We start from the raw sequence: 23,313 nt of genomic DNA on the forward strand, positions 1-23,313 counted from the left end.
GGATGATAGAGATGCTTGGATCGGCGGGTTTGTTGCGACGTGCGGCTGGAGTGCCACGGGTGCGAGTCTCGATCGGCGACATGGTCATTCTGGTGTGGCGCAGCGATGAAGGGGCCACGGCGTTGAGATTGGCGAGGCCAGTGTTGGCCTTCCCATCGGGTGCAGTACGCAAGAGGATCGTCTGCGCTCGATCGCATGGCTAAGGGCGCGCAGCTTCTTCTCCGGGGTCGGCAAGACTGCGTCGTCGGGCGACGGAAGGAGGGCGCGCTGCCCGCTTGGGCTCGACGATCCGGAGAGGCGACATGGACTCCCTCGGCGCCGCGGCGCGTTCTACCGCGCCAAGTGGCGGCGTAGGACCCGCATCTGCGGCCGCTCGCCGCCCGTGCGGCTCGGCTGCACGCTGAAGGCGTAGCTGGCCGGCCACCAGGGGCCCGCCGCCCAATAGGTCCAGCCGGACCAGACATCCCCGTTCCGGTCCATATAGGCGAGCATGCGGTCGAGGGTTGCCAGGCATGCGGCGTCGCCGCCGGCGCCGAACTCGGCGAGGAAGCCGCGCGCCCGCACCGAGCGCAGCCAGGCGGTGGCAGCACGAAGTCGGTCGACTCCGGTATCCGGGCCGCCGCAGCCGGGGTGGGTGCCCGAGGAGTCGCTGTCGAGATACTGGTGCATTTCGAACGCGAAGTTGCCGCCGGGGTCGCGAAACCCGGCAAACGCATCGGCATTGGAGCCGCCACCGCCGGTGCGCATCCAGCTGTGGGCGCCGGTCCACTTCGTACCCGGCACGAGGACAAGATTGCGGGCGCCCGTGGCGCGGATCGCGCGCATCACCCGGTCGACGATCCTGCGCCAGTCGGTCGCGGCAATGCCATGCGGCTCGTTCATCAGCCCGAAGGCGACGCGCTGGCCCCTGTAATGCGCGGCGAGGCGCCTCCAAAGATCGACCAGCCCGTCGGCGACCACCGGCTCCGTGACGCTGCGGCCGGCATATCTGCCGTAGTTGTGCACATCGAGGATCACCGTCAGCCCGTGGGCGGACGCCCTGGCGACGACCGCATCGAGCCGCCCGACTTCCTCCGGAGAGAGCGCCTGCGAAAGCCCCGGCTGCACGCGCTCCCAGCGGAGCGGCACGCGCACGACGTTCATGCCCGCTTTGGCGAATGTCGCCAGATCGGCGTCCCGCGGGTAGAGGTAGTCCTTGCCATAGACGCCTGGGCGCCTCCCAGGCTTGAACTCGCCGCCTGCGAGGTTGACGCCGGTCAACTGCGGCCTGCCCTGCGCGACGGAGGCGGCGGGCGAGGAGAGCAGCGCGACGAGGAGCGGGAGCACGACGGTGCGAACGCCGCCGGTCACGGCACGATCACCGTCGCCAGCAGCGGCACCCCGCTTTCCTCCAGCAGCATGGTCAGCCGCTGGAGCGGGCGGAGCGCGCTGGCGTTGCGGCTCGCCAGTACCAGCGCGCCGTCGAAGCCGCTCAGGATCGTGTCGACCGCGCCGAAACGGGTCGACTCCCCGCGCGCGGAAAGGCTGAGGAGGAGCAGCCGGTAGCGGCCGATGCGGCCTTCCAGCGCGTCTGCCAGCGGTTTGCGCTCGATCAGCTCGGCACCATCACCCGCTGAGGGGCCCGCCGGCAGCAGCGATAGCCGCTCGATCGCGGTCGGCTGGACGGCAGCGCGTCCCTCCGCCTCTTTGAGCAGTGTCGACAGACCCGCTTGATTTGCTGTGCGAAAGAGCCGGTCCTGCGCCGGGGCCTGGATATCGCCGTCGATCAGCAGCGTCGGCCAGCCGAGCTGCGCGCAGACGACCGCGAGGTTCGCCGACACGGATGCCACCTCCACGCTCGCGTCGAGGCCGATCAGCGCGACGGCTCGGCAGTCATCGTGGGTGTCGCTGTGCCAGCGGCTCGACAAGGCGCTGCGCAGGTCGCGGATGCGAGCCACCGCGTCGCCGACGGCGTCGAACGCGGCAAAGACGGACGGGTCGACGCGAGGGTCGCCCGGATGCAGCAGAGAACCGTGCCGGACCGCTCCCATGGCGGCACTGCGGGAGGCGGATGCGCCGTCGTGCACCGCGCCTCCGACTTCCTGCGGATGCGAGGCCATCGGATCGCCGAAGGCGTCGATGGAGGGCATTCCGGGGGGCGGCAGCGGGCCTCGACCCGAGTCGCCGGAGGTATCGTTCGGCCACAGCCGCGCGCCCTCCAGGCTGCGTGCATCGAGCGCGGTGGAGCGCAGTCTCATGGCAGGACTCTCCCGATTTTCATTCTGCGGCCGCCATCGCCGGCCGGTGCTCGGAGGCTGCGAGCTGGAGCCGCGCGAGCAGGAACTGCGGTGCGAGCGAGTCCGCGAAGACGGCGGTGCCGGCATCGTTGAACAGCAGGGCGGGGGCGAGCGCCTGCGGTACCCGGTCGGCGGCAACCGTCTGATGCGCGGCGGCATCGCAGGCGAGCGCCCGCAGCCGCTCGCGAAGATCGGCAAGCCGGCAGAGGCGTTCGAACAGCGCGGCGGCGGACGCGTTGACGCTGGCCCATTCCTCGAAGCTCGCGGCCAGTCCGGTGCGCACCGCCGCCACATCGACCGTGCCGGCGCCGGCCTCCGCCGCCGCCAGGCCGGCTGCCTGGCAGAACAGGCGGACATGATAGGGAGAGCCCGCCGCGGCGGCGCCGATCAGCACGCGCGCCTCGGCAGGGAAGAGCAGGCCGCTGCGCCGTGAGCCCTCGTCGATCACCGCCTCCACGGCGCGCGATCCGAACGGGCGGATCGGCACGGCGGTGAGGTGACGGCGCAGCGACGGGTGGGCCTCGAGCAGTTCGTCCACATCGGCGGCGATTCCGACGAGCAGGAACTGGAGCGGGGCGCGCGTGTCGGACAGCAGCTTCAGCAGGCTCGCCATTTGCGCCTTCGTCTGCGCGTTTTCGATGCGGTCGAATTCGTCCACGATCAGGAAGACCCGCCGCGCGAGCCCGGGCGCGGCCGCGCTTACGAAGTCGCGCGCCGTGAAATCGCGCTCCGCGAGCGCGGATAGTGCAGCCCGGCCGGCGGGACGCGCCTCCGCCTGCAAGAAGGGAAGATAGGGACGCAGCAGGTCCACGAACTCGGTGTCGCCGGTCGCCGCGTGATAGAGGGCAACGCATTCCGCCTCATCGGCGAGATCGCCGAAGATCCGCGCGAGCGACGTCTTGCCCGAGCCGCGGACGCCGAAGATCACTGCATGCTGGCGCCGCTCGACCACGCCATCGACGAGGCGGTTGAGCTCGGCCATGCGCCCGAGCAGTTCGTAGCGGTCGTCCACCGGCTGCGCGGCATTGAAGGCGGCGATGACGCGGGCGCGCTGCGACCGGGGCCCCATCGCTGCCGCAAAGCGCTGCGCCGGGGCCTGGGTGCATTCCGCCGCGGGATGGACCGGCATTGCATCCATGTTGGAAACAATCGCCGTTCCCTCGCCTGCCGGCGCTCCCACCGGGAGTGCCGGTGCGCTGCGGTGGTGCAGGGCTGAGGGGGCAGGCGACGGCCGCTCGTTCACCGCCCAACGCACGATGCGATGGACGGCGCGTCGAACCTGGTGCCACCACCCGCGTGTCTTGCCATCGTCTGCCATGGCCAAGTCGTACGGCGCATGCGGCAAGTAGAAAAGTAGACGGGTCCAACAAGTGCGGCAGTATTGAACCAATCCAGCATTGTACGCACCTGGCAGGCGCGCGATCATGACTGGCAGCTGCGTTGCAGCCGGTGGATCGAGGGGCGGGATGGCGGCCGATTTTTTGTTCGACAGCGGAAAAGACGGCAGCGTGGAGCCACCTGCCGCATTCCTCTTCACCCAACAGACGATCGGCTTGCAGGCGCGCAAGACCAGCATGGTGTTCCTGGCCGAGGCGCTGGTGCGGCGGGGCTACCGGGTTCACGTCGTCACCGTGCAGCTGAGTTGGCTCAGCGGGCTGCGGCGAGGGAGCAAGCTCGGCGCCCTGCGCGGCGTGCCCCGCAATCGCTGGTACGCGGCCGACGGCATGCGGGGCTTCCTGTGGGTCCCGCCGGTGCATCCGGTGGGTGCACGTCGCCGGCTGTGGCAGTGGGTGGCGGCACCGCTGATCGCCGCCTACGCCGCCCTGTTGCCGCGCACCGTGGTGAAACCGCTGCAGACTGCGGAGCTGGTGGTGATCGAAAGCTGCGCGGCGGTCGCGCTGTTCCGGCGCATCCGCCGGATCGCCCGGCAGGCGCGGATCCTCTACAGCATGAGCGACCGACTGACGGTGGTCGGCATGCACCCGGGATTGGAGCGAAGGCTGCGGGCGGACGCGGCGGGCTATGATCTGGTGCGTGTCCCCGCGGCCGCGCTGCTGGATGACCTGCCGGGCGCGCGCGCGGCGCTTGTCCGCCATGGCATCGATCGGCGCGCCTTCGACCGCGTCTCGGCCTCCCCGTACAGCAGCGGCCCGAACGCGGTGCTGATCGGCGACATGATGCTGGACCAGCCACTGCTGGAGCGGCTTGCCGGTGCGTTCCCCGACGTGCGGTTCCACTATTTCGGGCGCACGCCGCTCGCGTTCCCGCTGCGCGCGAACCTCACGGCATGGGGGGAGCAGCCGTTCGAGCGACTCGTGCCGTTCGTCCAGCATGCGGACGTTGGGCTGGCGCTCTATCGGCGCGTGCCGGGGCTCGCCTACCTGGCCGAATCCAGCCTGAAGAACCTCCAATATCGCTACTGCGGGCTGCCGGTGGTGGGGCCGGCGTTTGCGATGCGCGGCGTGCCGGGCGCGCTGTCCTATGACCCGGATTGCCAGGAGAGCGCGGCGGATGCGCTGCGCAGGGCGCTGGAGAAGGGGCGAGGCCCCCCGGAGGCCGTGGCCGATTGGGACGAGGTTGCCGGCGAATTGCTGGGTCTCGTGGGCGCGGTGGGAGCAACTTCCCCTCCATCCATTTCGGACCTCCAAAATGGACGAATTGCCCAGCCCAATCGGAGCAATCTCCGGAGATGAGGCTGCGCTTGCAATTGTCAAGTGATGAACTTCAGAAGTAAATTGCGCTGCGGTGCGTAGTACCGATTTTACAAACTAATCAGATCAGGCAAGTCGCTTGATAGCCGATACTGCGCCCTTTGTCGGGAGGTAAGCATGGCATACTATAACGGTACTTCGGGTGACAGCGTGATCGTCGCGGATGGGAACGGGGAGGACGTCCTCAAGGGCGACGCCGGCAATGATCGTCTGAACGGCACCCATGGCACGGACCGGATCAAGGGCGGGTCGGGCAACGACAATCTCGCCGGGCAGCAAGGCAACGACTATCTGCAGGGGGACGCCGGCGACGACATCCTCTTCGGCGGATCGGGAAGCGACTTCCTGTTCGGCGGATATGGCGCCGACAAGTTCGTCTTCGACGACTTCAATCACAGCGACGGCACGAACGACATCATCAAGGACTTCAAGTTGACGCAGGGCGACACGCTCCTGCTCAAGAACGGGGTGACGATCACCGCCGCGGTGATCACCGATCTTCCCGACAGCCTCTATGCCGACAATGAGCGGCCGGACATCCGAATCACCCTGACGTCGGACAACGGCTCGACCCAGCAGCTGTGGCTGGCGGACGTTATGACCGAGAAGGACAATGCGGCGCAGGACCGCCAGATCGCCGCGCTCGAGGATTATCTCGAGAGCCTGGGCTACACCGGCGGCCTCGCGTTCGCGGCGTGAGCGAGGCACCGGCACTCCGGCTGGTCTCGCAGGATATCGGCTCCGCCTCGCGCGGGGCCGGTATCCCGGCCGACCCCGAGCCGATGACGGCGCTCGAGACGCAGGTCGTGGTGCCGTGTCCGTTTTGCGACCGCCGGGAGGCGTGGGGCTGGGGATGCGAGAACGGCTATTCGGCGGTGAAGTGCGTCGGGTGCGGGCTCGTCTATGTCTCGCCACGCCCGGCCGACGAGACGATCAGCGAGGCGACGCGCACCGGCCAACACCGGCATGAGGTGGGCGCGATGTCGGTGGTCTACTCGCCCAGCCGCCGCAAGCTCGCCCGCTATCGCAACCGGATGCAGCGGGTGCTCGCGGGCGAGCTGGGGAACGATCCGGTGACCTGGCTCGACATCGGTTCCGGCTTCGGCGAACTGCTCGAGGCGTTGCGGGACGTGCTTCCTGCCGGCTCGCGGATCCGCGGAATCGAGCCCATGGCGGTCAAGGCGGCGCACGCGCGGGCCCGTGGGCTGCCGGTCACCTCCGAACCGCTTGCGCAGGTGACCGAGCGGTTCGACTTCGTGTCGCTGATCAACGTGTTCTCGCATTTGCCGGACCCCGGCAGTTTCCTCTCCGACCTGCGTCGGCTGGTGCGCCCCGGGGGCACGCTGGTGCTGATGACCGGCAATGGGGCCGAGCTCGACAGCGCGGACAGCTATCCCGACCGGCTCGCCCTGCCCGACCATCTGGTGTTCGCCGGGCGTCCGCAGCTCGACGCCTTCCTCGGCGAGGCGGGGTTCGAACCCTATCGTCGCGACCTGGTGCGGCTGGACACGGCCAGTTGGGCAGCCAAGGCTCTGATCAAGAAGACGCTCGGACAGCCGGTGCCGCTGGTGATCCCGTACCGCTCCCGGTTCCGGGACATGCTGTACCTCGCAAGGCGGGTGCGATGAGCGTTGCGCTGCGTGAGCGGCCGGAGGTCGACGCCGGTGCGGCCAGCGTGCCGATCGACTTCCTGGTGCTGGGCGCCCAGAAATGCGGCACCACCTGGATCCACCATGTGTTGAGCCAGCACCCCGGCGTCTTTATCCCGCCGGCCAAGGAACTGCACTTCTTCAACAAATCGTCGGCGCTTTCGCGAGGATGCGGCTGGTATGCGGACCAGTTCGCCGCTGCCGGGGCGGGACAGCTGCGTGGGGAGTGCACGCCGAATTACCTGTGGAATCACCTCGATCCCCGGGATCGGACGGTGCCGGGCGAGCACCATGATCTTGCGCCCAAGCTGGCCGAGCTGCGCCCGCAGCTGCGGCTGGTGGCGACGCTGCGCAACCCGGTCGATCGGGCAATCTCCGCCTTTCATCATCACATCAACCAGGGGCGGATCGCGCCGGACGCGCGGATCCTCGACCATCTCTGGACGCTGGGCATCGCCTCGATGGGCATGTACGCGCGCCACCTGCGGCACTGGATCGACGCGTTCGGGCGGGAGCCGCTGATGGTGCTGATCTATGAACAGGACGTCGCGCCCGACACGGTCAAGCCCGCGACGGCGCAGCGGCTGTTCGCGCACCTCGGCCTGGCACCGTTCGAGGTGCCGTCCCTCTACGAGCAGCTGAATGCCCGCCGAAGCTATCTGGCAATGCGGCTCGCGCGCCATTTGCCGCCTTCCGGACTGGCCGGGCGTGTGGTGCGTCGCGGAATCGATACGATAACGCCCGCGCGCGTGGATCGCCTGTTCCGATTCGCTGTGTCGAAGGAGGAGCGCGTGGAGCTTTCGAGACTGTTCGCCCCGCACCAGGCGGAGCTGGAGGCGTTGCTCGGGCGACCGATGCCGTGGGGGTGATGGCATCCAGCAGCCGGTCGGTCCCACCCGCCAGCGCTTCGCCATTGCACGAAGCGGTGTGGCAGGTTGGGTGGTTCCTATGCTCGGGCAGTCGCGCCATGGCGCGCCCGATCGCGGCATCCGGAACTGGCGTTCGGCACACTTGGCTCATCGATGCGGGACATGGCTCGCCGCTTGTGCGGCAACGGCGCCGCGATGGCGTGCGACTTGGAAGTCGCCAATGGCCGATCGGCTCATGCTGACAGCAGAGGGAGCGAAGGCGGTTCGCCCGGCAGTCAGAAGGATGGCACCGGAACGTCGATCAGCCGATGCGGCTCTCGGACGGCTCTCGAAGTACGGGCTGCGCGGTTTCCAGAAGGCTCCGGCGGATTGTTTAACGGGATAACCGGCGTGTCCGTCGCTTTGCGACACCTCGTAGGAGGCTGTCCCCGTGGCAGGACACGACGGTGACGGCGTCTAGCGCCAACTCCTTACGCGCACTCACGAGGACCGATCGGCGGCCGGCGCGGTACCGTTCGCCGCTGCGCCGAAGATCTGCCGCCGGCGACGGCATACGGTTTGTCGGGAACGGCGGCATAGCCCCAGGAGAACGGTTGAAAGAACGGCCACGGCGCACCAGCGTGGTAGCGCTCGCCGAGAGGATGCACCCGCGAATCGGTCCCGCCTCGTAAACACCGCGTCAGGGCACGTGAAGGCGTTTGCGGCCGCCATGTACGCCTAGGCGCTTCGACGTCTGTTGACGCAACATCAGCCGGTCTGCGGCGCTTCGGCTCGGCTCGGCTCGGCTCGGCTCGGCTCGGCTCGGCGCGCTAAGCTTGGCCGAGGCCTCCACATCATCGTTGAAACCACTCCGTTGCCCACGCCGTCAGGCCAAGCAGTCGGGCGACCGGCCGCGACGGTGCGCGGGTGGCCTCAAGGCTTCGTCGGCGCAGGGGTGAGGCGGCGGACGTGCAGCCCCTTGGCGGCGAGGGCGTCCTGGAGCGATCCGGGGCCGACGAGGTGGCCGGTGCCCACTGCCATGAAGACACGGCCCGGTCGGTCCATGCGCCGCGTGACCCAGTTCGCCCAGGCGGCGTTCCGGTCGGCGAGCACGCGCTGCTGCACGGCGTCCGAGGTCTGGCGCAGGTCGTGGGCGATGATCGCGGCGAGGGTGTCGGTATCGCCGCGGCTCCACGCCTCGGCCGTGCGGCGCATGAGATCGGCGGCGGCATCCTGCCCGTCGAGGACGCGCGTCAGCATCGCGATCTGCTCGGCCTCCGGCAGTTGGTCGAACATCGCGATCTGGTCGCGCTGGGTCTCCAGGCCCTCGATCGGCTTGCCCGCACGCCGTGCGGACGCGGTGAGCACGGCCTCCACGCCCGCTTCCCGGCTGTAGCCGGTCCGGCGGAGCGGCAGGATCGAGAGCGAAGTCGCCGCTAGCCACGGGTCCATGCGGTCGAACGCCCCTTCCGGATAGCCGGCTGCGCGCGTCGCGGCGGCCAGCTTCTCCGCATAGCCGGGGGGCAGGCGTTCCGGAAGCGGAGGCGCATCGGCCGGGGGCGCCACGCGGCGGAGTGCCGCCTGCACCTCCCCCTCGGGCGGGGCGACCAGTTCGAGCACCAGCGTGTCGCTCTCCTCGAATGCGCGGCGTACCGGCCCCTGGAACCAGGCGAGATCCGGGTGCAGCTCGTGCACCGATCCGAACAGATAGACGATGGTGTCGGCATCCCGCACCGCCCACAGCGCCGGCTGCGGCGGCGGTCCTGCCGGGCGCGCGGCAGGGCCGGCGAAGAACAGGACGAAGGCGGCCAGGAGCAGGCGGACGAGCGGCATGCCGGTGTTCTTAGAGGCTGGCGCGCGCGAGCAGAAGCGGGCGGATGTGCCGACGGCAGCATTGTCGCCGACGCGGTGCGAATTTCGCGCGATATGTGCTTTGTCAACCGAAGGTTCGGGGTCGTCGGCCTCGGGCTGCGCCAATCCAGCTTTTCCGGAAGGGGAAGCTCATGCACGGATGGTGAATTGGGCGGGAAGCGAACCGAGAGCTTTTTGGGCGGCAACGACGCGTAGCGGACATCCATCCGTTGCGGAACATAGAAGGCTCGGCCAAGAGCCGGCTGCTACTAATCGGAAGCGCTAACATGACGGTTCGCCAAGCCACCATCGCCGATCTGGACACTCTCGTTCCGTTGTTTGATGCGTACCGCCAGTTTTACGGACAGCCTTCAAATCCCGCTGCTGCACGAACATTCTTGAAGGACCGATTGGAGCACCAGCAGTCCGTCATCCTGCTTGCACGCAAGGACGGGCGCGACGTCGGCTTTGCGCAGCTTTATCCGAGCTTCTCGTCTGTCAGACTATCTCGAACCTTCATCCTCAATGACCTGTTTGTCACACCCGACGCGCGTGCGTCTGGCTTTGGCAGGATCCTGCTCGATGCTGCCTGCACCTATGGCCGGCAGATTGGCGCGGCACGGTTGTCGCTCTCAACCGCGGCCGACAACGCGAAGGCTCAATCCTTATATGAGCGCGCTGGCTGGACGCGGGATACCGAGTTCTATGCTTACGACTTCGCGCTGACCTGACGGCGGTTCAGGTCTATGCGCCAAGGCCGGAATCGGGTTCAGCGTCGATGCTCAATCCGCACTTCGGACAGGGATCTATCACCCACGGCTAGAAGACCGCGCCGCGCTGGTTGATGAGTCGTGTTGGACATGGTCGGCGTCTGATGGAGCCACCCCGGGAGGCGGCCAGCGGGAAACCTCTAAAACGGGTGTTTGCGCCTCGCCGCCCTTGGCCCGCGCTTCCCGGCACGGCAGCCGCACGGCGGTATCGCCACCTGCCGACGCTCCCGGAGAGGCTCGATGCTTGACCCCTTTCGGGTCATGGGTCAAAGCGCGGCCGTGTCCGAGCCACTCAGCTTCCAGCGCATGATCCTCACGCTCCATGACTATTGGAGCGATCGGGGCTGTCTCATCCTCCAGCCGTACGACATGGAGATGGGCGCCGGCACCTTCCACACCGCCACGACGCTGCGCGCGCTGGGGCCGGAGCCGTGGAACGCCGCGTTCGTCCAGCCGTGCCGCCGTCCGACCGACGGGCGCTATGGCGAGAACCCGAACCGGCTGCAGCATTACTACCAGTATCAGGTGATCCTGAAGCCGAGCCCGGCGGACCTGCAGGAGCTGTACCTCGGCTCGCTGGCGGCGATCGGCATCGACTTCACCCGCCACGACATCCGCTTCGTGGAGGACGACTGGGAGTCGCCGACGCTGGGCGCCTGGGGCCTGGGTTGGGAAGTCTGGTGCGACGGGATGGAAGTCACCCAGTTCACCTATTTCCAGCAGATGGGCGGGTTCGACTGCAAGCCGGTGGCGGGCGAGCTGACCTACGGGCTCGAGCGGCTGGCCATGTACATCCAGAACAAGGATTCGGTGTACGACCTGGCGTTCAACGACGCGGGCGTCACCTATGGCGAGGTGTTCCACGAGAACGAGGTCCAGATGTCGACCTGGAACTTCGAGGTCGCCGACACCGACACGCTGTTCGACCAGTTCCGCAAGGCCGCGGCCGAGTGCGAGCGCTGCCTCGCCGCGGGCCTGCCGATCCCGGCGTACGAGCAGGCGATCAAGGCCAGCCACACCTTCAACCTGCTGCAGGCGCGCGGCGTGATCTCGGTCGCGGAGCGCCAGGCTTATATCGGCCGGGTGCGGGACCTGGCGAAGGGTGCGTGCGCCAAGTGGATCGAGAAGAAGACGCCCGAATGGCAGGCGCGCTTTCCGGGGTGGACGGCATGATACGTGACGCGAAGATCCTCTCTTGGAAGGAGAGGGGGACCAGCGCAGCTGGTGGAGAGGTACTTCCCACCCGCGATGCGCTCGCCTGCGGCCGATACCCCTCCACCATGCTTTGCATGGTCCCCCTCCCCTTGCAGGGGAGGAACTGAGATGTCTGATTTTCTTCTCGAACTCCGCTCGGAGGAAATCCCGGCGCGCATGCAGGAGCGGGCGCGCGAGGACCTGGCCAAGCTGTTCGCCGCCGAACTCGGCAAGGCCGGGCTGAAGGCGGCGGAAATCGTCACCTATGCGAGCCCGCGCCGGCTGGCGCTGATCGCGCGCGGGCTGCCGCTCGCGACCGAGGCGGTCCGCGAGGAAGTGAAGGGGCCGCGTGCCTCCGCGCCGCCGCAGGCGCTGGAGGGCTTCCTGCGCAAGACGGGCCTCACGCGCGAGGACCTGGTGGAGCGGGACGGCGTGCTGTTCGCCGTCACCGACAAGCCGGGCCGTGCGACGGCCGAAGTGCTGGCCGAGGCCGTTCCGGCGGTCGTTCGGGCCTTTCCCTGGCCCACGGCGATGCGCTGGGGCGCGCCCTCGGTATCGACCGAGAGCCCGCGCTGGGTGCGTCCGCTGCAGGGCATCGTCGCGCTGCTCGACGACACGGTGGTGCCGTTCGAAGTGTTCGGCGTCACCTCCGGTGCAGCGACGCTCGGCCATCGCTTCCATCATCCCGGTGCCATCACCATCGGATCGGCGCACGACTATGTCGAGAAGCTGCGCGCCTGCCACGTCATCGTCGACGGGGCGGAGCGCCGCGCGAGCATTGCGGTGGGCGCCAAGCTCGCGGCGCAGGGCGCGGGGCTGACGCTGGTCGAGGACGAGGGGCTGCTGTTCGAGAACGCCGGCCTCACCGAATTCCCGATGCCGCTGCTCGGCCGGTTCGACGCAAGCTACCTGTCGGTGCCGCCCGAGGTGATCCAGCTCACCGCGCGCGTGAACCAGAAGTATTTCGTCTGCCGCGACGCCGAGGGCAAGCTCGCCGACGCGTTCGTCTGCACCGCCAACATCGATGCCGAGGACGGCGGCGACAAGATCGTCGAGGGCAATCGCAAGGTGCTGGCGGCACGGCTGTCGGACGCCAAGTTCTTCTACGAGACCGACCTCAAGACGCGGCTGGAGGACCTCACCCCCAAGCTGGAAAAGATCGTCTTCCACGAGAAGCTCGGCACCGTCGCCGACAAGGTCGACCGGGTGGCGAAGCTCGCGCGCTGGCTGGTGGAGCAGGGCATCGTCGGGGCGCGCGAGGCGCCGGCGCATGTCGAGCTGCCGCTCGATCCGTCGTCCTCGCCGATCGACGCACGCGACATCGCTGCGGGCACGGTGAGCGCCGATCGCGCGCGGCTGGCCGACATGGCCGAACGCGCGGCGCGGCTTGCCAAGGCGGACCTCGTCACCGGCATGGTCGGCGAGTTCCCGGAGCTGCAGGGCCTGATGGGCGGCTATTATGCCGCCGCGCAGGGCGAACCGGCGGAAGTCGCCGAGGCGATCCGCGACCATTACAAGCCGGTCGGGCAGGGCGATGACGTGCCGACCGCGCCGGTGGCGGTGGCGGTCGCGCTGGCGGACAAGCTCGACAGCATTACGCAATTCTTCGGCGTGGACCTCAAGCCGAGCGGCTCCAAGGATCCGTTCGCGCTGCGGCGCTCGGCGCTTGGCGTCATCGCCCTGCTGCTCGACAACAAGCTGCGGCTGCCTCTGTCGCAGGTCGCAGGCGAGGACGTGCTCGACTTCTTCGCCGATCGCCTGAAGGTGCAGCAGCGCGAGGCGGGGGTTCGCCACGACCTGATCGACGCGGTGTTTGCGCTGGGCGGTGAGGACGATCTCGTCCGGCTGCTGGCGCGGGTGCATGCGTTGCAGGGGTTCGTGACCACCGAGGACGGCACCAACCTGCTCGCCGGCTACAAGCGTGCGGCCAACATCCTGAAGAAGGAGGGCTACACCACCCCCGATCACCCGCGTACCCCGGCGGAGGCCGGGGCCCAGGCCCGCACTCTCCCGGATCACGCCGCGCGTGAGTCCCTGGACCCCGGCCTTCGCCGGGGTACGGAAGAAGAAGGGACGGCGGAAGCCCCTGCGGCCGCGCTGGGCCAGCGCCGCAGCGTTGCCGCCAATGCGCCGGACGCGACCGACGCCTCGGTTCCGACCGGCAGCACCGGCACCCCCGGCAACCTGCGCCACCAGGACGAGGAGGCCAACCAGGCGGTCGACCGCCAGGGCACGACCGAGCACGATGGCACGGCGCACCCCTTTGCCGGCGGCCAGCCTGACGGCATTCCCCAGACCGGCGAGGAGGACCCGCTGGTCGAGGTGGAGCAGGGCGAATTCACCGGCTCCGTCGCCGCCTTCGCCCGCAGCGAGCGTGCGCAGTCGCTCTCCTACGAGCCGGAGCCGGCCGAGGACGCGCTGATGGCGGCCCTCGACGTTGCCGAGCCGCGCGCGGCCAAGGCGATCGCCGACGAGGATTTCGAGGGCGCGATGGCGGCACTCGCGTCGCTGCGTGCGCCGATCGATGCCTTCTTCGACAAGGTGACCGTCAACGACGCCGATCCCGCCAAGCGCACGGCACGGCTCGCGTTGCTGGCGCGGGTGCGGGCGGCGGTGCATCGCGTGGCCGATTTCTCCCGGATCGAAGGATAGCGGACAGCCCGATGCGCTGATGCTATCCTTCGCCCGAAGGTCTGGTTTGTGATCCTCCTCCCCAGGGAACGCACTCCAACCCACGCAAGGAACCACGATGACGCAGTATGTGTACCGTTTTGGCGGCGGAGTTTCGGACGGGGGCTCCGGCGACAAGACGCTGCTCGGCGGCAAGGGCGCCAACCTCGCGGAAATGGCGTCGATCGGCCTGCCGGTGCCGCCGGGGTTCACCATCTCCACCCAGATGTGCACGCGCTATTATGAGGAGGGGCAGAGCTTCCCCGATTCCCTGCGCGACGAGGTTGCCCAGGGGATCGCGCACATCGAGGGCGTGACCGGCAAGACGTTCGGCGACGCGGCCGATCCGCTGCTGGTGTCGGTCCGTTCCGGCGCGCGCGTGTCGATGCCGGGCATGATGGACACGGTGCTGAACCTGGGCCTCAACGATCAGACGGTCGAGGGGCTGGCGACCGCGTCGGGCGACGCGCGCTTCGCCTGGGACAGCTATCGCCGCTTCATCCAGATGTATTCCGACGTCGTCCTAGAGCTCGATCACGGCCGCTTCGAGGAAGCGCTGGAGATCGCCAAGGAGGACAACGGCTACAACCTCGACACCGAACTGACCGCCGAGGACTGGCAGAAGCTGGTCGCCGAATACAAGGCGCTGGTCGAGGAACTGTGGGGCAAGCCGTTCCCGCAGGACGTGCACGATCAGCTGTGGGGCGCGATCGGCGCGGTGTTCGGATCGTGGCAGGCGGAGCGCGCCAAGGTCTATCGCCGGCTGAACAACATCCCGGGTGACTGGGGCACCGCCGTCAACGTGCAGGCGATGGTGTTCGGCAACATGGGCGACACCTCGGCCACCGGAGTCGCCTTCACGCGCAACCCGGCGACCGGCGAGAACGCCTATTATGGCGAGTTCCTGATCAACGCGCAGGGCGAGGACGTGGTCGCAGGCATCCGCACGCCGCAGTACCTTACCAAGGCAGCGCGCGAAGGCGCGGGCGCCAAGCCGCTGTCGATGGAAGAGGCGATGCCGGACGCCTATGGCGAGCTGGCGGCGGTGTTCGACCGGCTGGAGCGGCATTACCGCGACATGCAGGACATCGAGTTCACGGTGCAGCAGGGCAAGCTCTGGATGCTCCAGACCCGCTCGGGCAAGCGCACCGCCAAGGCCGCCCTCAAGATCGGCATCGACATGGCCGAAGAGGGGCTGATCACGCGCGAGGAAGCCGTCGCGCGCGTCGATCCGGCGGCACTCGACCAGCTGCTCCACCCGACGCTCGATCCGGATGCGCCGCGCGACGTGCTGACCAAGGGGCTGCCGGCCTCGCCGGGTGCCGCTTCGGGCGTGGCCGTGTTCGACAGCGAGACCGCCGAACGCCGTTCCGCCACCGGCGAGCCGGTGATCCTGGTGCGCGTCGAGACCAGCCCCGAGGACATTCACGGCATGCACGCGGCCAAGGGCATCCTGACGGCGCGCGGCGGCATGACCAGCCACGCGGCGGTGGTCGCCCGCGGCATGGGGCGGCCGTGCGTGTCGGGTGCAGGCTCGCTCGCGATCGACAGCCGTGCGCGCGTGATGCGCGTCGGCACGCGGGAGATCCGCGAGGGCGACACGCTCACCATCGACGGCTCGACCGGCGAGGTGATGGCGGGTTCGGTGCCGACCGTGCAGCCAGAGCTTGCCGGTGACTTCGGCACGCTGATGGAATGGGCCGACGGCGTCCGCCGCCTGAAGGTGCGCGCCAATGCCGAGACGCCGCTCGACTGCCGGACGGCACGCGACTTCGGTGCCGAGGGCATCGGCCTTTGCCGCACCGAGCACATGTTCTTCGAGGGCAGCCGCATTACGGCCGTGCGCCAGATGATCCTGGCGGAGGACGAGAAGGGTCGCCGCGCGGCACTTGACAAGCTGCTGCCGGAGCAGCGCCGCGACTTCATCGAGATCTTCGAGGTGATGGCGGGGCTGCCCTGCACGATCCGCCTGCTCGATCCGCCGCTGCACGAGTTCCTGCCGCACCAGGAGGCGGAGTTCGCCGAGGTCGCATCGGCCGCCGGCGTGGGCGTCGAGCAGCTCAAGCGCCGGGCTGCAGAACTCCACGAGTTCAACCCGATGCTCGGCCATCGCGGCTGCCGGCTGGGCGTGACCTACCCTGAAATCTACGAGATGCAGGCGCGCGCCATCTTCGAGGCGGCGTGCGAGGTCGCGGAGAAATCGGGCGAGGCGCCGATCCCGGAGGTGATGATCCCCCTGGTCGGCACGCGCAAGGAACTGGAGCTGATGAAGGCGGTCGTCGACAAGGCGGCTGAGGCCGTGTTTGCCGAGAAGGGCCGCACGATCGAGTATCTGGTCGGTACCATGATCGAGCTGCCGCGCGCGGCGCTCAAGGCGGGCGAGATCGCCGAGGTGGGCGAGTTCTTCTCCTTCGGTACCAACGACCTGACGCAGACGACGCTGGGCGTCAGTCGCGACGATGCCGCGCGCTTCCTGGGCGTCTATGTCGACAAGGGCATCTATGCGCGCGATCCGTTCGTGAGCCTGGACGTCGACGGCGTGGGCGAGTTGATCGAGATCGCGGCGGAGCGCGGGCGCAAGACGCGGCCGAACATCAAGCTCGGCATCTGCGGCGAGCATGGCGGCGATCCGGCCTCCATCGCTTTCTGCGAGAAGGCTGGTCTCGACTATGTCTCGGCGTCGCCGTACCGCGTGCCGATCGCGCGGCTGGCGGCGGCACAAGCCGCGCTGAACGCCCAGGCATGAGCATGCGCCGCCCGGGCGAGGGGCAGAAGCTGACGCGGGAGGGGTTCGACCGGATCGGGCCCTTCCACCCCTATGTCGTCTGGGCGGCGATCCTGCTGTTCGACCTGCTGGTGGTGCTCGGGATCCTGGCGGCACTCACCATGGCGGGTGATCGGATCGAGGACCGGCTCTGGCCCGGTGGCACGGAGTGGGTGACGATCTAGGACGGCACCCGGTCGCCTTCTTCAACGGTACCCCGGCGTAGGCGGGGGCCCAGCTTCGATGGGATCGGGTTGGATTGCCAACGCCTGCTTTCCCAACTGGGCCCCGGCCTTCGCCGGGGTACGGTTGTGTGTAAGGGCGAGATTGTCACCCCAACCGCTGCCAAGGGATTGTCGGGAGGACGTTCTTACCCCCAGCGGCGGACGTGCTCGTCGTCGCGGCCTTCGCGGATCATCGCGGCCTGCTCGCGCCAGCCTTCGCGGGCGATGGTGCCGGGGGCGAGGCGGAGCTGGACTTCGAGGGTCTGCTCGTCCTCGGCGGTCATCGTCTCGATGCCCTTGAAGGTCTTGATGCCGCGATCGTTGAGCTCGCGTTCACGGACTTCGTCGATGCCGCGGATGCGCGACAGATTGTCGCGGCCCCAGCCAAACCAGCCGCCCAGACCCTCGTGGTGGCGATGCGAGTCATGCGTGTGCGACGTCGCCGCAGCGGCTGCAGTGGTGGCCGCGACCGGAACCGCGGTGCCGGCAACGGTGCCGGTGGTGCCCACGGGTGCGGCACGCAGCGCACGATCACGCTCGGCCTCCAGCTCGCGGATGCGGGTGTCGCGCGCCTTCAGCTCGGCCACCGTCTCATCCCGGTAGCGGCGGTGCTCGATCTCCTCGGCATGGTGCCGCTCGCGCCACTTGCGGCCTCCCGAACTGGAGGCGAGGCCGAACAGCCAGCCTGCGACCAGGCAGAGCACGAGGACGAGATATTGAGTCGGCGTGTGGAACAGCATGGCGGCCTCCGGATCGATTCGGAGCGTCAACGACGCGGGCGAGCCCTGCGTTCCTTGGGAATGCCTACTGCGGGCTCAGCGCGTCGGAGATCGAGCAGGCGGCGGGACCCAGGATCACCACGAACAGCGTCGGCAGGATGAACAGGATCAGCGGCACCGTCATGATCGCCGGCAGCCGCGCGGCCTTTTCCTCGGCACGCATCATGCGCTCGTTGCGGAACTCTGCCGACAAGACGCGCAGGGCCGAGGCGAGGGGGGTGCCGTATTTCTCCGTCTGGATCATGGTGGTGGCGACGCTGCGGATCGCATCCAGGTCGATGCGCTGGGTCAGGTTCTCGAACGCCTGGCGCCGCTCGGTCAGGAAGCCGAGCTCGATCGCGGTGAGGGAGAATTCCTCGCCGAGTTCGGGATAGGCGCGTCCGAGCTCACGCGCGACCCGGCCAAAGGCGGCATCGACGGTCAGGCCCGCCTCGGCGCAGATCACCAGCAGGTCGAGCGCGTCGGGAAGGCCCTTGCGGATGGCGTCCGACCGCTTGGTGATGCGGTTCTTGAGGTAGATGTCGGGCGCCTTGTAGCTCGCGACCAGCGCAACCGCGACGACCAGATAGGACTTGAGCGGCCCCCAGGTGGCGAAGGTGTCGGTGCCATACACGACGAACGCCACGGGGCCGCCAATGAGGATCGGCAGGACCAGACGACCGAAGATCACCGCCACCGCCCATTCGCGCGAACGGATGCCGGCCTGGAGCAGCTTGGTCTGGGCGGCCTTGAGCTGTTCGTCCTGCAGCACCTTCAGGGACGACAGGGTGGCGCGCATCCAGTCGGTGGTCTCGTTCTTCTTGACGAGTTGTGCCCGGCGTCGGGACACCGGCGCGACGATGCCGGCCTTGAGCTGTTCGCGCCGCTCGTGGAGCGCCTTGACGCGCTTGGACATGGGGTCGCGTACGGACAAGGCGGCATAGATCGCGATCAGCACGGCGAACGCGGCGACGCCGGCGAGCAGCGTCGCCACCATCAACACGTCCACGCCCATGATGGTCGGGCCCTCGGGGTTGCTCAGCATCGCGTCAGATCTCGAAACTGACCATCTTGGCCATGATGAAGCCGCCGATCGCCATCCAGATGAAGCCGCCGATCCCGATGACCATCAGCCGCTGATCCACGAAGAACTTGGCGAGATAGTCGCTGTTGACGAACCAGATGAGCCCGAACACCACGAAGGGCAGCGAGCCGACGATATAGGCGGATGCCTTGGATTCGGACGACATCGCCTTGATCTTGAGCTTCATCTGCGATCGCTTGCGCAGCACGTCGGCAAGGTTGCTCAGCGTTTCCGACAGGTTGCCGCCGGTCTCGCGCTGGATGGCGATGGTGATCAGGAAGAACTGGAACTCCGGGGTGCCGATGCGATCGGCCGTTTCCTGAAGCGCGGCGTCCAAGGTGCGGCCGATGCGCATGCGGTCCGATACGGCGCGGAACTCCTCGCCGACCGGGCCGGGCACTTCCTGGCCGACGACGCCCATCGTCTCGGTGATCGGCAGGCCCGAGCGCAGACCGCGGACCAGCAGCTCGATCGCGTCCGGGAACTTGGCGGTGAACTTGTTGATCCGGCGATTGATCGCCATGCCGACCACCTTGTGTGGAATGCCTGCCCCCAGGAACAGGCCCACGAACAGGCTGAGCAGCAACGGCATGCCCCGGCTCCACAGCAGGATCGTCGCCGCGATGGCGATGCCGAGCGTCGCCATGCCGTACTGGCCGACGGTCCAGCTCTTGCCCGTCATCGACAGCCGCTTCTGGAGCTGGGCGGGGTTGGGCAGCAGGCGCCCTGCGGCCACGTCCATGCGCGTGGCGCGCGCGGTGGTGATCCGGCGGATCTGCGCTTCCATGCTCGTGCCGGCCGCCGCGGCCTGATGCCGCTCGCGTACCGCGGCGAGCCGGCGCGCGCGGGCCTTTTCCGCGGACGGGCCCATGAAGGCGAACGCCAGCAGCAGCAGGACCAGCGCCGATCCCAGGATCATCAGCAGGAACGGCATCGGGTTCATGCCCGCCGTCCCCTGATCTGCCTCGTGCCCCGCATCCGGCCGCGCCTATCGCTTCGCCGGCTTTGCAGCGAAGCGTGAACGGAACTGCCCAAGGCGGCCGAGCAGCGACGGTGCCCCCGCGCCCGGTGCGGCCGGGCGACCCGCGCCGCCCTCGCCGAGTGCGTCCGCGACCGCCACGACCTGCGCTGCCAAGTCGACCAGCGGCGCGATCGTCTTGGACCCCTTGCCCACGTCTGCCATCGGCTTGCCGAGCTTCGCGGCCTGGGCTGCGAGCTTCTGGTCGAACGGCAGCTGATAATCGACCGGCCGCTCGATCGAATTCTCGAAGTCCTTGCGGCTGATCTCCAGCTGCTGCGCCGGGTGCACCCGGTTCGCGACCACGAAGACCGTTGCCTCCGGCGCGTTGCTCTTGAGCCAGGAGAGGATGCGGATCGCGTCGCGCGCGGCGGCGAGCGTATATTCGGTCACCACCACGACCACCGGCATCTCCTGCGCCAGTTGCGGATGGTTGACCAGAATCGAGCGCGGCAGATCGACCACCGTGCATTCATAGGCGCTGCGCATCTCCTCACGCAGGCGGCGGAAGACGCTGCCGTCGGTCAGCACCGGGCTGCTGATCGGTGCTTCGGCAGAGAGGACGGCCAGCCGGTCCGAGGCGCGCACCATCGCGCGCTCGATGAACAGCCCGTCGATGCGGCTGGGATTGTCGATCGCATCGGTGAGGCCGCGCCCGGGCTCCAGATCGAGCGCGAGCGCATCGGTGCCGAAGTGCACGTCGAGGTCGAGAAGGGCGGTGCTGCGCCCGGCACGCTCGCTCACCAGCCAGGCGATCGAGGTCGCGATCGTCGAGGCGCCGGCCCCGCCGCGCGTGCCGATCACCGCAACGGCACAATGCGGTCGCTGCACCGCGGCTGCGGCCGCCTCGCTCGCCTTGGGGGCGGCCAGCGTCGCCTGCGCCTGGGTAAAGGCGTCGCGCACCGCGTCCGGATTGAGCGGCTTCAGCAGATAGTCCTGGATGCCGCTGGCGATCAGGTCGCGGTAGAGCCGGACGTCGTTGACCTGGCCGGTCGCGATCACCGCCGTACCCGGCTCGCACACCTCCGCCAGCGCGTTGATGTCGTTGATCGGATCACTGGATTCTGAAAGGTCGACGAACAGCACGGTCGGGCTGGAGGCGACGGAGAGCGCCTGCACGGCACTGCGCAGATTGCCGCGCTGCACCCTGTCGGCGGACCAGCCGAAGGCGTGGACGATCGGGCGCAGCGTGTCGGCAGAGGCTTCGTCGGTGACGAAGCCGGCAAAGGGATCGCGATTGGCGGGGCGGCTGGCCATCAGTTGCCCGCCGATCCGGTGGTGCCGGCGCCAATGCTGCCGCCAAGACCTCCGCCAGCGCCGCCGGTCGTGCTGCCGCCGCCGGTGCCCTGGTTGCTCGAGCCGCCTGCGCCGCTGGGGGCGGCACCGCGATAGGCCTGGATCGCACGCGTGGCGTTGACCGGATCCGTGATGCCGGTCCCCGATTGGCCGTGGATCAGATCCTCGGGCTGCGCGACCATGGCAGCGAGATTGGAGTTCACGGCGCACCCGTGATTGGGACTGGTGTGCGAATCGAGGGTGAAGCCGGTTGCGGGATCGGCCCGCGGGCAGGTCGGCACGCTGGCGGACGCGCGGGTCAGGACGACGCGCACCGTGCCTGCCGGAACCCCGCCCGGCGCCGGCGGAGCGGTGTCGGCAAGCAGCAGGCCGTAGCGTGCGGCCTCGGCCGCCACCTGCGCGCGGGCACCGGTGGCGCCGGCGGGATCCTCGACGGCGATCCGATCGCCATAGCCGGGCTTCAGCGCGGCCATCCAGCCGGCCAGCCGCCCAGCCTCTCCCTCGCTCAGGCCATAAGGAGTGGTCGCCAGTTCGACCGCATAGTCGCTGCGCGTGACGACCGGCTGGTTGACGGATTCCAGGCCGCGGTGGGCGTTGGGATCGCAGGCGGCGAGGAGGAGGGCGGGGGCGCAGAGCGCCAGGGCCGCAAGACGCGAGTACATGTTCTTCTCCATCGGCGGCGTCATTGGTTGCTGAAGCCCGGCGCGGCGGGCCGCTTCTTGCGCTTGCCCGAGCGCTCCTCGGCGAGCACCGGCAGGTCGGGACCGGCGGGTAGCGGCGCGCCGACAACCGGCGCGCCGACCACGGGCGGGGGCGCCATGGTGGGCACCGGCCGCGGCCCGCCGGAGGTCGGGCTGGTGGCGTTGCCGAGCAGCACGCGATCGGCGTCGTCGGGCGCGCGATAGGCATCGGTGGGTAGCACGATGCGGTTCGCGTCGATCGGCTTCACCAGATAGGGCGTGATCACGATCACCAGCTCCGTCTCGTTGCGCTGGAACGCGTTGGATCGGAACAGCGACCCGATGATCGGCAGGTTGGCGAGGAACGGCGCCTGGTTCACCGAATTGTCGTGGGTGTTCGACAGCAGTCCGGCGATCATGAAGCTCTGGCCGGAGCCGAGTTCCACGGTCGTCTCCGCACGGCGCGTGGTGAGCGCGGGGATCGTGATGTCGTTGAGCTCCACCGAACCGGTGCTGGTGATCTGCGACACCTCCGGGCGGACGCGCAGGGAGATGCGGCCGTCCGTGAGGACCGTCGGCGTATAGGCGAGGCTGACGCCATATTGCTTGTACTCGACCGAGATGCTCCCGAGCCCACCCTGGCTGATCGGGATGGGGATCTCGCCGCCTGCCAGGAACGTGCCCGTCTCGCCCGAGACCGCGGTCAGGTTCGGGTTGGCGAGCGTCGTCACCTGGCCGTTGCGTTCCCCCAGGTCGAGCGAGGCGAGCAGATCGAGCCCCAGCAGCCGACCGGCAGCGCCGATCGTGGTCCCGATCTCGGGAACGCCGGGAGCGGTGAAGCCGGTCCCTCCGGAGGGCAGGGTCTCGATGGTGCCCTGGCGACCCTGGCCGATGTTGAACAGGAACCCGCCCGTGCTGTCGCGCGAGGTCAGGTTGACGCCGATGTTCTTGACGTAGCTGCGGCTGACCTCGGCAATGCGGACCTGCAAGTTCACCTGCAACGGCGTGGCCGTCTTCAACCGGCTGAGCACGCGCGTGTTCTCGCCCACGAATGCCTGCGCCAGGGACTGCGCCTCTGCCACGTCCTCGGGAGAGCGGACGGTGCCGGTCAGCAGCACCATGTTGTTCATGGGCGTGGCGACGATCTGCGCCTCGGGCATGGCGAGCGCGAGCATCTCGCCGAGGGTCGTGATGTTGTTCCCGACGCGGACGGTCGCCGCATAGACGGTCGCCCCGCTGCGGGAGACGGCGTGGACGGTGGTCTCGCCCGGGGACTTGCCGAACACATAGAGCTGCCGGGCCGAGCGGACCTGCACGTCGGCGATGCGATCGTCAGCGACGAACACGTCCGTCATGCCCGCAGGCAGGTTGATGAGCTGGCCCCGGCCGGAGTTCATCTGAACCACCGGCGGCGAGGGTGCGGCCGTCTGTGCGGCGACCGGGGCGGGCGCGCCCATTCCGGTCGCCAGGACGGCGATCAGTGCGAGCGGCGTGCCCAGCAGCCTTGCCTGGATACGCAT

General features: G+C 68.7%; 19 protein-coding genes. 9 read left to right on the plus strand and 10 right to left on the minus strand.

The window, feature by feature from the left end; genetic code table 11:
• Positions 1–330: 330 nt before the first annotated feature.
• Genes EDF69_RS05980 through EDF69_RS05990 form a run of 3 tightly spaced genes read right to left on the minus strand, consistent with a single transcriptional unit; the run spans position 331 to position 3,594 of the window.
• Entirely contained in the window at positions 331–1,350 is a 1,020-nt protein-coding gene (locus EDF69_RS05980) for a glycoside hydrolase family 5 protein (protein WP_339538012.1), read from the minus strand.
• Positions 1,347–2,237 carry a hypothetical protein gene (locus EDF69_RS05985; protein WP_132882552.1) on the minus strand — a complete coding sequence of 297 codons (891 nt, stop codon included), beginning with the start codon at positions 2,235–2,237 and terminating at the stop codon, positions 1,347–1,349. Before EDF69_RS05985 ends, EDF69_RS05980 begins: the two co-directional genes overlap by 4 nt.
• Before the next feature lie 19 nt (positions 2,238–2,256).
• A complete protein-coding gene (locus tag EDF69_RS05990; protein ID WP_165889985.1) occupies positions 2,257–3,594 on the minus strand; it encodes an ATP-binding protein in 1,338 nt (445 codons plus the stop codon).
• 148 nt (positions 3,595–3,742) lie between these two features.
• Between EDF69_RS05990 and EDF69_RS05995 the strand changes: the two genes are divergently transcribed.
• The 4 genes from EDF69_RS05995 to EDF69_RS06010 all read left to right on the plus strand — a co-directional run bounded on the left by EDF69_RS05995 (position 3,743) and on the right by EDF69_RS06010 (position 7,505).
• Positions 3,743–4,969, plus strand: a complete 1,227-nt coding sequence (locus EDF69_RS05995) for a glycosyltransferase family 4 protein (protein ID WP_165889984.1) — start codon at positions 3,743–3,745, stop codon at positions 4,967–4,969.
• 135 nt (positions 4,970–5,104) lie between these two features.
• Entirely contained in the window at positions 5,105–5,686 is a 582-nt protein-coding gene (locus EDF69_RS19785; RefSeq protein ID WP_125958971.1) for a calcium-binding protein, read from the plus strand.
• Positions 5,683–6,615, plus strand: a complete 933-nt coding sequence (locus EDF69_RS19865; RefSeq protein WP_132882549.1) for a methyltransferase domain-containing protein — start codon at positions 5,683–5,685, stop codon at positions 6,613–6,615. Before EDF69_RS19785 ends, EDF69_RS19865 begins: the two co-directional genes overlap by 4 nt.
• Positions 6,612–7,505 carry a sulfotransferase domain-containing protein gene (locus EDF69_RS06010; protein ID WP_132882548.1) on the plus strand — a complete coding sequence of 298 codons (894 nt, stop codon included), beginning with the start codon at positions 6,612–6,614 and terminating at the stop codon, positions 7,503–7,505. Before EDF69_RS19865 ends, EDF69_RS06010 begins: the two co-directional genes overlap by 4 nt.
• A gap of 912 nt (positions 7,506–8,417) precedes the next feature.
• Here EDF69_RS06010 and EDF69_RS06015 read toward each other — a convergent pair.
• Positions 8,418–9,317, minus strand: a complete 900-nt coding sequence (locus tag EDF69_RS06015) for a TraB/GumN family protein (protein WP_132882547.1) — start codon at positions 9,315–9,317, stop codon at positions 8,418–8,420.
• Positions 9,318–9,622: 305 nt separating this feature from the next.
• On the opposite strand from EDF69_RS06015, the gene EDF69_RS06020 reads away from it, so the two are divergent.
• The 5 genes from EDF69_RS06020 to EDF69_RS06045 all read left to right on the plus strand — a co-directional run bounded on the left by EDF69_RS06020 (position 9,623) and on the right by EDF69_RS06045 (position 16,918).
• Positions 9,623–10,066, plus strand: a complete 444-nt coding sequence (locus tag EDF69_RS06020) for a GNAT family N-acetyltransferase (RefSeq protein WP_132882546.1) — start codon at positions 9,623–9,625, stop codon at positions 10,064–10,066.
• A gap of 345 nt (positions 10,067–10,411) precedes the next feature.
• Positions 10,412–11,278 carry a glycine--tRNA ligase subunit alpha gene (locus tag EDF69_RS06025; protein ID WP_132882657.1) on the plus strand — a complete coding sequence of 289 codons (867 nt, stop codon included), beginning with the start codon at positions 10,412–10,414 and terminating at the stop codon, positions 11,276–11,278.
• Positions 11,279–11,428: 150 nt separating this feature from the next.
• Entirely contained in the window at positions 11,429–13,951 is a 2,523-nt protein-coding gene (gene glyS, locus EDF69_RS06030; RefSeq protein ID WP_239555327.1) for a glycine--tRNA ligase subunit beta, read from the plus strand.
• Positions 13,952–14,048: 97 nt separating this feature from the next.
• Positions 14,049–16,715: a pyruvate, phosphate dikinase gene (gene ppdK / locus EDF69_RS06040; protein ID WP_132882545.1), complete on the plus strand. Its 2,667-nt coding sequence runs from the start codon at positions 14,049–14,051 to the stop codon at positions 16,713–16,715.
• Positions 16,712–16,918: a hypothetical protein gene (locus tag EDF69_RS06045; protein WP_132882544.1), complete on the plus strand. Its 207-nt coding sequence runs from the start codon at positions 16,712–16,714 to the stop codon at positions 16,916–16,918. Before ppdK ends, EDF69_RS06045 begins: the two co-directional genes overlap by 4 nt.
• Positions 16,919–17,103: 185 nt before the next feature.
• Here EDF69_RS06045 and EDF69_RS06050 read toward each other — a convergent pair whose 3' ends face one another.
• The 6 genes from EDF69_RS06050 to EDF69_RS06075 are packed head-to-tail and all read right to left on the minus strand — an operon-like array spanning position 17,104 to position 23,313.
• Complete coding sequence (locus EDF69_RS06050) at positions 17,104–17,727, minus strand: hypothetical protein (protein ID WP_132882543.1); 624 nt, start codon at positions 17,725–17,727, stop codon at positions 17,104–17,106.
• 34 nt (positions 17,728–17,761) lie between these two features.
• Positions 17,762–18,760: a type II secretion system F family protein gene (locus EDF69_RS06055; RefSeq protein WP_165889983.1), complete on the minus strand. Its 999-nt coding sequence runs from the start codon at positions 18,758–18,760 to the stop codon at positions 17,762–17,764.
• Between the two features lie 4 nt (positions 18,761–18,764).
• Positions 18,765–19,742 carry a type II secretion system F family protein gene (locus tag EDF69_RS06060; protein ID WP_132882542.1) on the minus strand — a complete coding sequence of 326 codons (978 nt, stop codon included), beginning with the start codon at positions 19,740–19,742 and terminating at the stop codon, positions 18,765–18,767.
• A 45-nt stretch (positions 19,743–19,787) separates the two neighbouring features.
• The gene (locus EDF69_RS06065) at positions 19,788–21,074 is read right to left on the minus strand and encodes a nucleotide-binding protein (RefSeq protein ID WP_125958962.1); all 1,287 of its coding nucleotides are present in this window, start codon (positions 21,072–21,074) and stop codon (positions 19,788–19,790) included.
• A complete protein-coding gene (locus EDF69_RS06070) occupies positions 21,074–21,799 on the minus strand; it encodes a CpaD family pilus assembly lipoprotein (protein WP_239555329.1) in 726 nt (241 codons plus the stop codon). The genes EDF69_RS06065 and EDF69_RS06070 overlap by 1 nt, the downstream gene beginning before the upstream one ends.
• Positions 21,796–23,313: a type II and III secretion system protein family protein gene (locus tag EDF69_RS06075; protein WP_132882541.1), complete on the minus strand. Its 1,518-nt coding sequence runs from the start codon at positions 23,311–23,313 to the stop codon at positions 21,796–21,798. Before EDF69_RS06075 ends, EDF69_RS06070 begins: the two co-directional genes overlap by 4 nt.

It is taken from the genome of Sphingomonas sp. JUb134 (assembly GCF_004341505.2).
GTDB lineage: Bacteria > Pseudomonadota > Alphaproteobacteria > Sphingomonadales > Sphingomonadaceae > Sphingomonas.